Source organism: Amycolatopsis sp. NBC_01480 (assembly GCF_036227205.1).
GTDB lineage: Bacteria > Actinomycetota > Actinomycetes > Mycobacteriales > Pseudonocardiaceae > Amycolatopsis.
The window spans coordinates 7,288,521-7,302,927 of the sequence record NZ_CP109442.1; the positions used below are offsets into that span (position 1 = coordinate 7,288,521).

Here is a 14,407-nt window from a genome sequence, read left to right on the forward strand (position 1 = left end):
ACCCCATGGCCACCGTGAGCTTCACCGACACCACGCGCTATTACGCGGGGGTCGAGCGGCCCGCCGTCGACGGCCTCGACCTGGAGATCGCCGACGGCGAGTTCCTCGTGCTGGTCGGGCCGTCGGGCTGCGGCAAGTCGACCACCCTGCGGATGCTGGCCGGGCTCGAAGGCGTCGACGACGGCTCGATCCACATCGGCGAGCGCGACGTCACCGACCTGCCGCCGAAGGATCGGGACATCGCGATGGTGTTCCAGAACTACGCGCTCTACCCGCACATGAGCGTGGGCGACAACATCGGCTTCCACCTGAAGATCGCCAAGATGGCGAAGGCCGAGCGGGACCGCCGCGTGCGTGAGGCGGCCGAGTTGCTCGACCTCACCGAGTACCTGGACCGCAAGCCGGCGAAGCTGTCCGGCGGGCAGCGCCAGCGGGTGGCGATGGGCCGCGCCATCGTCCGCGAGCCGAGTGTGTTCCTGATGGACGAGCCACTGTCCAATCTGGACGCGAAGCTGCGGGTGCAGACGCGCACGCAGATCGCCTCGCTGCAGGGGCGCCTCGGCATCACCACGCTGTACGTCACCCACGACCAGGTCGAGGCGATGACCATGGGTGACCGGGTGGCGGTGCTCAAGGACGGCTTGCTGCAGCAGTGCGACACGCCGGTCGGGCTGTTTTCGCGGCCGGTCAACGTGTTCGTCGCCGGGTTCATCGGCTCGCCCGCGATGAACCTGCTCACCACCACGGTGGACGGCGAGGGCGCGCTGGTCGGCGGCACCCGGCTGCCGCTGACCCCGGCGCAGCGCTCGGCGCTGACCGGGCCCGGGATCGTCGTCGGCATCCGGCCGGAGGGCTGGGAGACCGGTGCGGACGGGCTGGCCGCCGTGGTCGAGGTGGTCGAGGAGCTGGGCAGCGACCAGTACCTGTACTGCCGCAGCGAGACCGCCGGCGTGCTGACCGTCCGCACGCCCGGGATGGCGCCGTGGCAACGCGGGGAGAAGATCGGCCTGACGCCGAAGCCGGGTGCGGTGCACCTGTTCGACGAGGCCACCGGCGACCGGCTGCCCGACGCATGACCAGCCTGAGCGTGACCACGCTGGTCCTGCCCGCGGCGGCGCTGGGCCCGGAGAACCCGTTGCCGCCGCTGGTGAAACCCGCGCCGGTGCAGCAGGTGGCGAACCTCGCCGAGCTGCCGCCGGACCTGGCCGAGGGGCTCGGTTACGGACAGCTCGACACGGTGCTGCCGTACCGGCTCCAGGACGGCTACACCCGCTCGCGCACGGAGACCGAGCTGCCCGCGCTGGTGCTGGAGAACGACCGGCTGCGCGCGACCGTGCTGCCTTCGCTCGGCGGACGGCTGTATTCCTTGTGGCACAAGAGTTCCGGTCGTGATCTGCTCTACCGGAACCCGGTGTTCCAGCCCGCGAACCTGGCGCTGCGCGACGCGTGGTTCGCCGGGGGAGTCGAGTGGAACCCGGGCAGCACCGGGCACACCGCGCAGACCTGCGCGCCGATGTTCGCCGCCCGGGTCGAGGGCCCGGACGGCACGCCGGTGCTGCGGCTGTGGGAGTGGGAGCGCACCCGGGACCTGCCCTACCAGCTGGACTTCTCGCTGCCCGAGGGCTCGGACTTCCTGCTGGTCGGCGTGCGCGTGCGCAATCCGCACGCGCACGCGGTGCCGGTGTACTGGTGGTCGAACATCGCCGTGACGCGAGAGCCGGAAACGCGGGTGCTCGCCCCCGCGACCGAGGCCTGGCATTACGGCTACGGCGGGCGGCTCGACCGCGTCGCGGTGCCTGGCGAGCTGACCTACCCGGCCCGCGCGGAGGCAGCGGCGGACTACTTCTTCGAGCTGACGGACGAAACCCCGCGCTGGATCGCCGCGGTCGACGGGCGCGGGGACGGGCTCCTCCAGGCCTCGACCCGGCGGCTGCGCGGACGGAAGCTGTTCGTCTGGGGCGAATCCGCGGGCGGGCGGCGCTGGCAGGACTGGCTGGCGCCGGGCACGCCGGGATACCTGGAGATCCAGGCCGGGCTCGCGCGGACGCAGCTGGAGCACCTGCGCCTCGATGCCGGGGAGTCGTGGGACTGGCTGGAGGCGTACGGCCCGGTGTCGGCCGACCCCGCCGTGGTGCACGGGTCTGATTGGGCCGCGGCCACCGGCTCGGTCCAGGCCTCCACGCCGATGCTCGACGAGCAGTACCAAGAGTGGCTGAAGGTGGCCGATCTGCCACCGGAGTCCTTGCTGCACCAGGGTTCCGGGTGGGGCGCGCTCGAGGTGCACCGCACGATGGCGGTCCTGCCGGGCACGCCGTTCCCGGCGGCCGCGATGGGCCCGGAACAGGAACCGTGGCGCGCCTTGCTGGACGGCCTGCCGCCGTCCGGCTCGCCTTCGGAAGTACCCCCGCCGACGCTCGTCGGCGCGGCCTGGGCGGATCTGCTGGAGCACACACCGGAGAACTGGCTGACCTGGTACCACCGCGGCGTGGCCCGCTGGGCGGCTGGCGACCACGACGGCGCCCGGTCGGCCTGGCAATCCTCATTGGCGGCGGCGGAAAACCCGTGGGCCCTGCGGAATCTGGCCGTGGCGTCGGCGGACCGGCCTGAAGCTGCGGAGTTGTCCGAACGCGCGTTGCGGCTGGCACCGGGCCTGCTGCCGCTGGCCGTCGAGGCGATCACCGCCCAGTTGGACGCGGACCTGCCGGAGCGCGCCGCGGCGTTGCTGGAAGCGTGGCAGGGCGAGCTTTCCGGACGCTTGCTCCTCCTCACCGCGCGCACCCGCCTGGCCTTGGGTGACACGGCGGGCGCTCGGGCGATCTTCGAGGCGGGCTTCGAGGTGCCCAACATCCGTGAAGGCGAGACGTCCCTTTCGGACACCTGGGCCGCCCTCGCCGCCACCCCGCTACCCGCCGCGTACGACTTCCGTATGACACCCTCATGAGCCGCGGTGCAGCGGATGACGCTTTCCCCTCACTGAGCGAGGTGAAGGCGTCATCCGCTGCACTGGGCGGAGCGTCGCTCGGGCATGTCGCGTGCGCGAGGTGTGGCTGGATGCAGCATAATGCTCGAATCAGGGGTGTTGAGCGCATCCACTTGAGCGAAGTGGGCGTGGCACCGGTCCCGCGAGCAGCTAGGGAGTACCGCCGATGGCCCGGCACGAACGGTTGAGCACCCTGCTGGACATGCTCGGCCAGCGGGAGAAGATCGACGTCGAGGACGTGGCCGAGGAGCTGGACGTCTCGGCCGCCACGATCCGGCGCGATCTGGACCACCTGGCCGAGCAGCAGCTGCTCACCCGCACCCGCGGCGGCGCGGTGGCGAACGACCTCGCGTACGACCTGCCGTTGCGCTACAAGACCGCCCGGCACGTGCCGGAGAAACAGCGGATCAGCGCGGCCGCGGCGGCGCTCGCCGAACGTGGGATGGCGGTGGGCCTCAACGGCGGCACCACCACCGCGGGCGTCGCACGCGCGTTGGCGATCCGCTCGGACCTGTCCGGGCGCGGTGACGCTTCGGGTCTGACCGTGGTGACGAACGCGTTGAACATCGCGCACGAGCTGGCGGTGCGGCCGAACGTCAAGATCGTGGTGACCGGCGGGGTCGCGCGCCCGCAGTCGTTCGAGCTGAGCGGGCCACTCGCCACGCGGGTGCTCAGCGAGCTGACCATCGACCTGCTGTTCCTCGGCGTCGACGCGTTCGACCCGGAGGCGGGCGCTTTCGCCCACCACGAAGGCGAAGCGAGCATCAACCGGCTGATGGTCGAGCGCGCCGAGCGGGTGGTGGCGGTGGCCGACGGCTCGAAGCTCGGCCGCCGCGCGTTCGCCCGGATCTGCCAGGTCGGCGAGGTCGACCTGCTGGTCACCGACGTCGACGCGGATCCGGCCGCGCTCAAGGCTTTTGAGGCCGCCGGCGTCGAGGTCCGCGCGGTCTGACGCCGGCCGGAACCCAGCTCGCCTGAAGTCCGTCAAGGCCTCCTTACCCGCGTGCCACGCGGGTAAGGAGGCCTTGACGGTTTTTGCCGTGTGCGCGGCGATGCGACGGAAGTAGGGATTAACCGGTACGGACGCTGACAAGCGCGGTGCCGTCGGCTATACAGAGCACATCATGCGCGTTCATGCGTGAAAGGTGCCGATAATGAGCAGAGTTGCGCAGAAGCTAGGTGTGCTGGTTGCAGTCGCCGTGCTGGGGCTGGCGCCGGCGGCCGCGTCCGCCGACCCGTCCCCGCCGTCCGGGCAACTGGGCGCCCTCACCGGGATCTCCGCGGACGGGCCGGTGGTCACGCTGAATTCGGGGGCCGCCGCCGTGCGCGTGAGCTTCCCGGACGCGGCGGCGGTCCGCGTCTGGCTGGCCCCGGACGGCACCTTCGCCGATCCGGCGGGCAGCAAGATCGTCCTGCCGCGCGGGCCCGGCGTCACGCCGCGCGAGGTCGACAAAGGGGCCTACTGGGCCATTTCCACGCCGAAGGCGACCTTGCGCGCCTACAAGAGCCCGCTGCGTTTCGCCCTCTACGACGGCACGGACACCCAGCGCCGCTGGGAAGAGGCGGCGCCGCTTTCGTGGACCGGGACCACGACCACGCAGACGCTCGTGCGCGGCGCGACCGAGCAGTTCGTCGGCGGCGGGGAGCAGAACGGCCGGTTCAGCCACCGCGACCAGACCATCAAGATCTTCGCCGACGACAACTGGAACGACGGCGGCGCCCCGAACTCCCAGCCGTTCTACGCCTCCACCGCGGGTTACGGCGTGCTGCGCAACACCTTCTCGCCGGGCTCGTACTCGTTCACCGACCCGGTGGAGACCACGCAGGAGGAGCGCCGCTTCGACGCCACGTACGTGGTGGGGGATAGCCTCAAGGACGTCATCTCCGGCTACACCGACCTCGTCGGGAAGCCTTTCGTGCCACCGATTTACGGCCTCGAGACCGGTGACTCCGACTGCTACCTGCACAACGCCAACCGCGGCGAGCGGCACACGCTCGACGCGCTGAAGGTCGCCGACGGCTATGCCCAGCACGGCATGCCGAACGGCTGGATGCTCGTCAACGACGGCTACGGCTGCGGGTACGAGAACCTGCCGCAGACCGGTGAAGGCCTGCGCAAGGACAACATGCAGCTGGGCCTGTGGACCGAGAACGGCCTGCCGAACCAGGGCGACGAGGTCAAGGCGGGCGTGCGGGTGCGCAAGCTCGACGTCGCCTGGGTCGGCCCCGGTTACCAGTTCGCGCTGGACGCGTGCGACACCGCGCACCAGGGCATCGAGGCCAACAGCGACGCGCGCGGCTTCGTCTGGCAGCCGGTCAGCTGGGCCGGGGCACAGCGCTGCGGTGTGCTGTGGAGCGGCGACCAGTCCGGGTCCTACGACTACATCAAGTGGCAGATCCCGACGTACGCGGGCGCGACGACGTCCGGCATCGCCTACAGCACCGGCGACATCGACGGCATCTTCGGCGGCAGCCCGCAGACCTACGTCCGCGACCTGCAGTGGAAGACCTTCCTGCCGGTCGCGATGACCATGGACGGCTGGGCCTCGTCGGACAAGCAGCCTTGGCGGCAGGGCGAGCCGTACACCTCGATCAACCGCCAGTACCTGCTGCTCAAGGAGCGGCTGCTGCCCTACACCTACAGCTATTCGGTGCAGGCCAGCAAGACCGGCGTCGGCCAGGTGCGCCCGCTCGCGCTGGAGTATCCGAACGACCCGAACGTGTGGACGGACAAGGCGAAGTACGAGTTCCTGTCCGGCACCGACTTCCTGGTCGCGCCGGTGTACGAGAACTCGAACGTGCGCAACGGGATCTACCTGCCGAAGGGCACCTGGGTTGACTACTGGAGTGGGAAGACTTACACCGGTCCGACCACTGTGGACAATTACGACGCGCCACTGAACAAACTGCCGTTGTTCGTCCGGGGCGGTGCCGTCGTGCCGATGTGGCCCGAGGGCACGACTTCGTGGCAGACACGGGACAAGTCCGAACTGGATCTTGACGTCTACCCGCAGAGCCAGGGCGGGTTCACCCTGACCGAGGACGACGGGGTCACGCGGGCGAACCAGCAGGGGGCGCAGGCCACCCAGCGGTTCACCGTGGACGCGCCGAAGTCGGGCCCGGGCACGGTGACCGTCGGGATCGGGGCGAGCACCGGCTCGTACGACGGGAAGCCGGCCTCGCGCAAGTACCAGCTGACCGTCCACACGGGATCAAAGCCGGCCCTCGTCCAGGCCGGGAACGGGTTGCTGCGCCAGTACGGCAGCCGCGCCGAGCTGGACAAGGCGACCACCGGCTGGTTCTACGACGGTTCGGTGGTGCGGGTGAAGACCGCGCCGATCGCGGCCGGTGACCGGCAAGACGTGCGGCTGTTCGGGACGAGCGCGGTCGGCGGGGTCTTCCCCGCGGACCAGAACGGGGTGGTCGCGCTGACCGCGCCCGGGTTCGTCGCCCCGGGCACGCCCGCGCCGGCGTCGGTGAGCTTCACCAACGGCACCCCGCTGCCGGTCAGTGACGTCTCGCTTTCGGTGCAGGCTCCGGCCGGGCTGCGGGCCGACGTCGGACGGGTGCCCGGCGGGCTGGTGTGGCCAGGTCAGACGGTCACGGTGCCGGTGACGCTGACGCCGTCGGCCGGGCTGAAACCGGACGACTACCAGCTCACCGCGTCGGCGGGCTACCGCGCACGGCTGATTCCGCATCAGGCAACGGATTCCGCGACGGTGACGGTGCCGCACGCCTCAGTGGTTGAGGCTTCAGGGAACGTCGGCGTCACCGACGCCGCGCATCTGGCCGCCGGCGACCTGGACGGCGGCGGGGGCAGCTTCCGCGCCGAGGGGCTGGCGCAGGCCGGCCTGAGCCCCGGGGCGAAGTTCACCGCGGCCGGCGTGGCGCTCACCTGGCCGGACGCGGGCACCGGCAAGCCGGACAACGTGGTCGCGGCCGGCCAGACGATCGCCGCCACGGGCAGCGGGAGCAAGCTGGTGCTGGCCGGGACCGGCACGGGCACCGCGAAGGGCACGGTGGTCGTCCACTACGCCGACGGCAGCACCGGGCAGGCCGACGTGTCCTTCCCGAACTGGTGCTGCGCCGACGCCGGCAGCGCGACCATCGTGGCGAGCGTGCTGGGTAAGAACACCCCGACCGGCCCGGCCTACCCGACGGTGCCGTACCGCGTCTTCGCCGCGACGGTCCCGCTGACGCCCGGCAAGGAGGTCACCGCGTTCACCCTGCCGACGAACTCCGCGATGCACGTGTTCGCGGCGGCTGTCGGCTGATTCACCGTCCCTGAGAAGCAGCGGTGCCCTCCACACGTGTGGAGGGCACCGCTGCTTCCTTGTCAGGACAGCGGGACGTAGAGTCGTCGCTATCAGGAGTGTCCCGCTGTGTCGAGACGATGTTCAGGTGAACTCTCCGAACCACGGGCCCATTCAGGTACTGCTCGAGTAGTCCGGATCACTCGTCAGAGCTAGCGTTGCAGCATTTGTCCGGCTATCGTGTTCGACGGTCCACTTGTCCGCCCGCCAAAGGGGGGCACCGTTGGGCCGAACGCACGAATGAACGGTGAATACTGCGCCATGGTCGGAGTGAGTGTGTCGATGGCTGATTTGTCGATGTTCACCCACGTCAGCGGACAACTCGACCGGCTTTGCCGGATAGTCGGTTTCGATGATGCCCGGGGCCGTCACTTGGATCTTCTCCGGGGCTTACTGGGCTCGCACGGGGATAAGAGCATTTCCGCGGGATCGCCTTTCCCGTGCAATGTGGCGGATGACACATCTCCCATTGAGTTCTCGGTGGCATTCGACGCCACGGGTGAATGCGTGGTGCGGGTTCTCGGGGAGACGGTCGGGGCGGGGTCCCCGAGGGAGTTCCTCGACCGGGTGGCCGGCGAGTACGGCCTGGCCACGGACCGGCTCGACGCCGTCGCCGGGCTGTTCCTGCCGCACGAGGAGCGGCAGGGCCCGTTCACGATGTGGTACTCGCTGATCTTCCGGCCGGGCCGCGAACCGAAGATCAAGGTGTACCTCAACCCGCAGATCAGTGGCCCGACGATGGCCGATTCCCTGGTCAGCGAGGGGCTGCGCCGGTTGAACATCGCGGGAGCGTTCGACCCGATGATCGAGCACGCGCTGCGCCGCGGGGAGCGGGACAACTTCTCGTTCTTCGCGCTCGACCTCGACGACGACCCGCTCTCGCGGGTGAAGGTGTACGTGTCGCACGAGGCCGCGGACTCGGCCGACGCCGAACGCGCGGCGGAGCTGGTGCCCGGCACCGACCCGCTGCTGATCAGCGAATTCCTCGCCGTGCTGGGCGGCCGGAAAGGCCCGTTCGACGGCCGGCCGCTGGTCTCCAGTTATTCGTTCGTGGAAGGCTCCGGGGAACGCCCGGCCAATTACAGCGTCTATCTTCCCATTCGCAGCTACGTGCCCGATGACGAAGTGGCTCGCGCCCGCGTTCAAGCCGTTCTCGCGCAGTACGGGTTCGACCGGACAAGAATGGACAAAGCCCTGGCAGCGGTGTCGCGGCGGCCGCTGCGCGAGGGTGTCGGGCTGATCTCGCACGTCGCGCTGAGAATGGGTGAATTCGGCTCCGGAATCACCGTGTACCTGTCCTCCGAAGCTTATCGGGTCATGCCGCCCCAGAAACGACCGGTGCTCGGCCTCGTTTCGTGACTTCAGTAATTTTTTGCCGGCACCTTTGCCGGAATCTTTGACAGTGGAGGAAACAGATGCGGAGCTTCCCACCGTACCGGGCCCAGGTCGTCGCCGAGATCCCGGTGACCACCCGCGCCGAACGCGAGCGGGCGCTCGCGGCCGCGGGATACAACGCGTTCAACCTGCCGGCCAACATGGTGACGATCGACCTGCTCACGGACTCGGGCACCGGTGCGGTCTCCACGGCGCAGGAGGCGGCCGCCGCCGCGGCGGACCGCTCCTACGCGGGCTCCGACTCGTTCTTCCGGTTCCGCGACGCGGTGAGCGAGCTCACCCACTACCCGTACATCCTGCCGGTGCACCAGGGCCGCGCGGCTGAGCGGGTGCTGTTCACCAATGTGCTGCGGGCCGGGCAGATCTCGGTGAGCAACACCCACTTCGACACCACCCGCGCCAACGTCGAACTGCTCGGCGCCGAGGCCCGCGACCTGCCGTGCGCGGAGTTCGGCGACCTCGACAGCCTGGAGCCGTTCAAGGGCAACATCGACCTCGACCGGCTGGAGCAGCTGCTCACCGGGCCGGAGGCCGGCCGGGTGGGCATGGTCCTGGTCACGATCACCAACAACGGCGGCGGGGGCCAGCCGGTGTCGATGGCCAACCTGGCCGCCGCGAGCCGGCTGGCGCGGGCCCACGGGGTGCCGATCTTCCTCGACGCCGCGCGGTTCGCGGAGAACGCCTGGCTCGTGGTGCAGCGCGAGGAGGGCTACGCGGGCAAGACCCCCCGCGAGGTGGCCGAGGAGGCGTTCGGTCTCGTCGACGGTTCCGTGGCGAGCCTGAAGAAGGACGGCATCTCGCCGATGGGCGCGTTCATCGGCCTGACCGACCCGGAGCTCGCCCAGCGGTGCGAGACGAACCTGATCGCCACCGAGGGCTTCCGGACCTACGGCGGCCTCGGCGCCCACGACCTCGACCGCGTGGCGAGGGGCCTGCACGAGGTGCTGGACCCGCACTACCTCGAGGCGCGCGCCGACGAGGCCGCCAGGCTGGCGCAGGCCGCGAACGACGCCGGCGTCGACATCGTGCAGCCGCCGGGGATCCACGCTCTCTACCTCAACGCCGGGCGCCTGCTGCCGCACCTGCCGGCGAGCCGCTTCCCGGGCCACTCGCTCGCCTGCGAGCTGTACCTCGAGGGCGGGATCCGTTGTGTGGAGCTGGGTTCGCTCTACCTCGGCACGCTCGACGAGAACAACGAGCTGGTGACCCCCGCGCCGTTCGAACTCGTCCGCATCGCCCTGCCGCGCCGGGTGTACACCCAGGGCCACTACGACTACGTGGCCGAGGTGCTGGGCGACATCGCGAAGAACCCGGACCGGGTGCCGGGCTACCGCATCGTCGACGCGCCGAAGATGCTGCGCCACTTCAACCTGAAGATGGCCCCGGTGTCCTGACCCCGTCCGTCCACACCGGACAGTCACCGGCCGGTCACCGGGCCGCGCCGCAGGACCTCACGCGGGTGCCGGCGCCATGCTCATCGCGTGCTTGACCAGCCTGATCAGGGCCAGTTTGCTCGACTCGCGGTCGCGGGCGTCGCACATGACGATCGGCACGCGGTCCGGGACGACCAGTGCTTCGCGGATCTCCGCGGCGTTGTACCGCGGCGCGTCGTCGAAGCAGTTCACCGCGACGATGAACGGGATCTTGCGGCGCTCGAAGAAGTCGACCGCGGCGAAGCTGGTCTCGAGGCGGCGGGTGTCGACGAGCACGACGGTCCCGATCGCGCCGCGGGCCAGGTCGTTCCACATGAACCAGAAGCGCGCCTGCCCCGGGGTGCCGAACAGGTACAGCACGTGCCGCGGCGAGAGCGTGATCCGGCCGAAGTCGAGCGCGACCGTGGTGGTCTTCTTCCGCTCCACGCCGGACAGGTCGTCCACGTCGGTGCTGGCCTCGGTCAGCACCTCCTCGGTGGTCAGCGGCGGGATCTCGCTGACCGAGCCGACCAGCGTGGTCTTCCCGGCGCCGAACCCGCCGGCGACGATGATCTTGACCGGGGCCGGGACCAGGTCCACCGCGGATCCGTCAGTACTTGAGAAGGCCATCGAGAACCGCCTGGAGAGTTTCGAGGTCCGGCGCGCTCGCCGGAGAAGGGTTGGGGGAGCGGGTGATCACGAGGCCGCGCTCGATCAGGTCGCCGCACAGCACCCGCACCACCCCGAGCGGAACCTTGACGTAGACCGCGATCTCGGCCACGGACACCGGGCGGCGGCACAGCTGCACGATCGCCAGGTGCTCCGGGCCCAGCCCGGTGGGCTCCTGCTCGGTCCGCAGGGTCATCACCTGCGTGGCCAGGTCGAGCCGCGCGGCCTCGCCGGGCGTGCGGCCGCTGGTGATCGTGTAGGGCCGCACGAGCGGCCCCGCGGCTTCGTCGTACCAGCTGTCGTCCCCGCTCATGTGGCCTCCCGTAACAGGCGTGCGGCGTCGCGCGGCGCGGACGCGAGGTAGTCACCGACGCGGTTGACCAGCCGGTTCATCTCGTAGGCGATCATCTCGACGTCCACGCTGTCCGCGGCCAGCACGGCGAGGCAGGCGCCCTGGCCCGCGGCCGAGACGAACAGGTAGCCGCGTTCCATCTCGATCATGTTCTGCAGCACCTGCCCGCGGTGGAACTGCCTGCTGACCCCCTTCGCGAGGCTCTGCAGGCTCGACGCGATGGCCGAGAGCTGGTCCGAGTCGTCCTTGCTCATGCCGGCCGACTTGCCCAGCAGCAGGCCGTCGGCGGACAGCACGATGGCGTTCTGCGCGCCGACGACGCGGTGCACCACGTCGTCGAGCAGCCAGTTGAGATCGGGTTTCGCGTTCCCGTACTCGTTCATGCTCCTGAAACCCTGACTTTCCTGTGTGGACTGTGCGGGATGTGGTCGCGGGTCAGGCATCGTCGGCCCCGTCGCGGGCCCGGCGGGTGCCCTTGTGGAAGGCAGCGAGCGTGCGCGCGGTGCCTTCACCCGGGGCCACTTCGCGCGCGGCGTCGTCCTCCGGCTCGTCTTCCAGCTGCGTGACGAGGTTCTGCTGCGGCTCCCGGCGCGGCAGCCGCGGCCGGTCGTCCGCCCGCGGCGGCTCGGCCTGCGGCTCCGCGACCGGCACGGCGGGCACCGCCGGCACGACGGGTCCGGCGGCCGCTGCCGGGTCGGGCTCGGCCGCGGGCGCCGGGTCGAGCTGGGCCAGGGAACGGGCCGCGTACGGCCTCGGCTCCACCTCGCGGTGCATCGGGATCTGGGCCTCCCGCCTCATCGGGATCTGACCGGTGAACGAGCTGGGCGCCTGGCCCGCGGGCCGCGCGCTCTCCTGTGCCTGAACCGGGGGCGCGCCCACCGGTGCGAAGACCGCGGTGTCCTCGGGCGGGACAGACCCGTCGTCGGCCTCGCCCGGCCGCGGCTCACCGGCGAGGTGCTGGGCCGGGATGAGCACGGTGGCGCGCAGGCCGCCGTAGCGGGACGGGTCGAAGGTGACGGTGATGCCGAGCTTGGCCGCCAGCCGCGCGACCACGAACAGGCCGAGGCTGGAGTCCGCGCGCAGGGCCATGGCGTCGAATTCCGGCGCCTCGGCCATCATCCCGTTCGCCCACTGCCGGACGCCCTCCTTCATGCCGAGCCCCTGGTCCGACACGTCGACCACCACGCCGCGCGCGACCGTGCGGCTGGTGACCTCGACCGGGGAGCCGGGCGGGGAGAAGGAAGTCGCGTTGTCGACCAGCTCGGCGACCAGGTGGACGGTGTCGGCCACGGCGGCGCCGGTGATCGACACGTCGGCCACCTGCTCGACCTGGACCCGCGCGTACTGCTCGGTCTCCGAGACCGCGGCACGCAGGACTTCCAGCAGCGGCACCGGCTTGCGCCAGCGGCGGCCGGGCTGCTTGCCGCCGAGGATGATCAGGTTCTCGGTGGTGCGGCGGGCGCGGGCGGCCAGGTGGTCGAGCTGGAACAGCGACGCCAGCTGGGTCGAGTTCTCCTCGCGGCGCTCCAGCTCGTCGAGGATCTGCAGCTGCTGGTGGACCAGCACCTGGTTGCGGTGCGCGATGCCGAGGAACACGTTGTGCACGCCGCTGCGGGCCTTCGCCTCGCTCGCCGCGGCGTTGACCGCGGTCAGCTGCGAGAGGTTGAACGCCTCGGCCACCTGCCCGATCTCGTCCCGGCCGTGGTCGAGCCGGGGCAGTTCCTCGGCCACGTTGACCGGATCGCCGTTCTTGAGCCGGGAGACGATGCCCGGCAGGCGGTTGCGCGCGAGGTCGAGCGAGTCGTCGCGCAGCCGCGCCAGGCGGGTCATCAGCGCGCGGTCGACGAGCGAGCGGGACACCCGCACCGCCACGATGATCGCCGCCAGCGAAGCGAGCAGCGCGACGATGCTGCCGATGATCGCGTTGCGCAGCTGGGCGTCACCCGAGTCGATCGCGGCCGCGGAAACCTTGTCCGCCTGCGCGATCGTCAGTGCGTTGAGGCCGTTGGACACCTGGCCGGTGAGGGTGCGCCAGTCGGCCGCGGAGACCGGCACGGTTTCCAGCTGGTCCGAGTTCCACGGACCGTGCTTGACGATCGCGGTTTCGGTGTCGGTCAGCTGCTTCCAGGCCGGGCTCGCGGCCAGCGCCTGGAAGTTGTCGCGCACCTGCGGCTCGAGGAACGGCGCGATCTGGGTGAGCTGCGTGCGGTAGAAGCCGGACAGCCGCGTGAACTGCACGAATTCGTCCGCGTTGAAGGAGCCGCTGGTCAGCGCCGTGGACACCAGCGAGGTTTCCCGCGACATCAGGTCGCTCGCGCGGAACAGCGAGGTCGCGCCGATCGCGCCCTGCACGGCCGTCGCGTCGGGGACGATGCGGGCCTGGGTGTCGAACAGGTCCGCCGCCGAGTCGAGCACGCCGTTGTAGTACCGGTTGACCTGCGCGCGGTCGATGCTGCGGAAGCCGACCTGCGAGCGCAGCACCGGCAGCTGGTCGAGCTGGCCCTTCAGCGCGGTGACCTTGGCCGCGATCGCGTCGGGCGCGCTGGAGATCGTGGACGCGAAGGCGTCCTGCAGGCCCTTGAGCTTCTCGTCCGTGCTCTGGCGCTGCTGTTGCAGCTGGTCGGCCCCGGTGCCCGGGCTGTCGAGGAACTGCAGCGCGGCCTGGCGTTCCTGCTGCAGCGCGGACAGCGCGGTGACCGCGGGGATCGACACGTCGCGAACCGAGACGGCGACCAGGCGCACGTACACGCCGTTGACGAAGAAGTACGAGGACACCGCGATCCAGAGCACCAGCAGGGTCACGCTGGGGATCAGGACGGTCCTGGTCAGCCGCTTGCGGATCGACTTGTCGTACGGCCTGTCGGACTCGTCTTTGTCGTCTTTTTTCGACACGGGGTTCACAAGCTCCTGAGGGACAGACGGCGAACAACAGTTACCCGGCAGGGGAAGAAGGAGCCACGGACGGCCGAGACAAGTGCGGGAGTCACCAGCTCTTGCCTCCACTGTCAGTCTGGTCGGGTCAGTTTTTTACCATGAACCAGGGCGTCATGGGGGGCTGGGCCTGCGGGGCGGCGGCCGGTGGTGGATCACCGAGTGGATCACTAGGCCGAATGGTGGAAACGCCGAGGGCAACGGGGCGGGTAAAAAGAGGCAGGGCAAGGGGTGGCGGGTGTGACGGCGGTGACACCGATTGCTGAGTCGGCCCGGGCGCGGCGAACGGGCCATGGCCGGACGGGTATGTCCACAAAGGACTTCCGGTGAGACGGTCCGCCGCGCGTTCGGCAGC

Annotated in this window: 10 protein-coding genes; 6 read left to right on the forward strand and 4 right to left on the reverse strand. The window is 70.3% G+C overall.

Annotated elements, in window-relative coordinates:
- Window positions 1-5: 5 nt before the first annotated feature.
- The 6 genes from OG371_RS34705 (at window position 6) to OG371_RS34730 (ending at window position 10,082) form a co-directional block, all read left to right on the forward strand.
- A complete protein-coding gene (locus OG371_RS34705; RefSeq protein ID WP_329059884.1) occupies window positions 6-1,076 on the forward strand; it encodes an ABC transporter ATP-binding protein in 1,071 nt (356 codons plus the stop codon).
- The gene (locus OG371_RS34710; RefSeq protein ID WP_329059885.1) at window positions 1,073-2,941 is read left to right on the forward strand and encodes a DUF5107 domain-containing protein; all 1,869 of its coding nucleotides are present in this window, start codon (window positions 1,073-1,075) and stop codon (window positions 2,939-2,941) included. The genes OG371_RS34705 and OG371_RS34710 overlap by 4 nt, the downstream gene beginning before the upstream one ends.
- A gap of 205 nt (window positions 2,942-3,146) precedes the next feature.
- Window positions 3,147-3,932, forward strand: coding sequence for a DeoR/GlpR family DNA-binding transcription regulator (locus tag OG371_RS34715; protein ID WP_329059886.1), 786 nt, complete (start codon window positions 3,147-3,149; stop codon window positions 3,930-3,932).
- A 202-nt stretch (window positions 3,933-4,134) separates the two neighbouring features.
- Window positions 4,135-7,254, forward strand: a complete 3,120-nt coding sequence (locus OG371_RS34720) for a TIM-barrel domain-containing protein (protein ID WP_329059887.1) — start codon at window positions 4,135-4,137, stop codon at window positions 7,252-7,254.
- 279 nt (window positions 7,255-7,533) lie between these two features.
- A complete protein-coding gene (locus OG371_RS34725) occupies window positions 7,534-8,652 on the forward strand; it encodes a tryptophan dimethylallyltransferase family protein (RefSeq protein WP_329059888.1) in 1,119 nt (372 codons plus the stop codon).
- A 56-nt stretch (window positions 8,653-8,708) separates the two neighbouring features.
- The gene (locus OG371_RS34730) at window positions 8,709-10,082 is read left to right on the forward strand and encodes a tryptophanase (protein WP_329059889.1); all 1,374 of its coding nucleotides are present in this window, start codon (window positions 8,709-8,711) and stop codon (window positions 10,080-10,082) included.
- A 57-nt stretch (window positions 10,083-10,139) separates the two neighbouring features.
- Here OG371_RS34730 and OG371_RS34735 read toward each other — a convergent pair whose 3' ends face one another.
- The 4 genes from OG371_RS34735 to OG371_RS34750 are packed head-to-tail and all read right to left on the reverse strand — an operon-like array spanning window position 10,140 to window position 14,013.
- Window positions 10,140-10,694, reverse strand: a complete 555-nt coding sequence (locus tag OG371_RS34735) for a GTP-binding protein (protein ID WP_442876197.1) — start codon at window positions 10,692-10,694, stop codon at window positions 10,140-10,142.
- Window positions 10,695-10,710: 16 nt separating this feature from the next.
- Window positions 10,711-11,082 (reverse strand): DUF742 domain-containing protein, encoded by a 372-nt coding sequence (locus tag OG371_RS34740; RefSeq protein ID WP_329059891.1) that lies wholly within the window; start codon window positions 11,080-11,082, stop codon window positions 10,711-10,713.
- Window positions 11,079-11,504, reverse strand: a complete 426-nt coding sequence (locus tag OG371_RS34745; RefSeq protein WP_091616049.1) for a roadblock/LC7 domain-containing protein — start codon at window positions 11,502-11,504, stop codon at window positions 11,079-11,081. Before OG371_RS34745 ends, OG371_RS34740 begins: the two co-directional genes overlap by 4 nt.
- A 52-nt stretch (window positions 11,505-11,556) precedes the next feature.
- Complete coding sequence (locus OG371_RS34750) at window positions 11,557-14,013, reverse strand: sensor histidine kinase (protein WP_329059892.1); 2,457 nt, start codon at window positions 14,011-14,013, stop codon at window positions 11,557-11,559.
- Window positions 14,014-14,407: the final 394 nt, after the last annotated feature.

Bases quoted from the DNA above. Each gene is read 5' to 3' on its own strand.
- OG371_RS34715 (WP_329059886.1), top strand. From the start codon at position 3,147: ATGGCCCGGCACGAACGGTTGAGCACCCTGCTGGACATGCTCGGCCAG.
- OG371_RS34725 (WP_329059888.1), top strand. From the start codon at position 7,534: ATGAACGGTGAATACTGCGCCATGGTCGGAGTGAGTGTGTCGATGGCT.
- OG371_RS34745 (WP_091616049.1), bottom strand. From the start codon at position 11,504: ATGAACGAGTACGGGAACGCGAAACCCGATCTCAACTGGCTGCTCGAC.
- OG371_RS34705 (WP_329059884.1), top strand. From the start codon at position 6: ATGGCCACCGTGAGCTTCACCGACACCACGCGCTATTACGCGGGGGTC.
- OG371_RS34730 (WP_329059889.1), top strand. From the start codon at position 8,709: ATGCGGAGCTTCCCACCGTACCGGGCCCAGGTCGTCGCCGAGATCCCG.
- OG371_RS34740 (WP_329059891.1), bottom strand. From the start codon at position 11,082: ATGAGCGGGGACGACAGCTGGTACGACGAAGCCGCGGGGCCGCTCGTG.
- OG371_RS34710 (WP_329059885.1), top strand. From the start codon at position 1,073: ATGACCAGCCTGAGCGTGACCACGCTGGTCCTGCCCGCGGCGGCGCTG.
- OG371_RS34720 (WP_329059887.1), top strand. From the start codon at position 4,135: ATGAGCAGAGTTGCGCAGAAGCTAGGTGTGCTGGTTGCAGTCGCCGTG.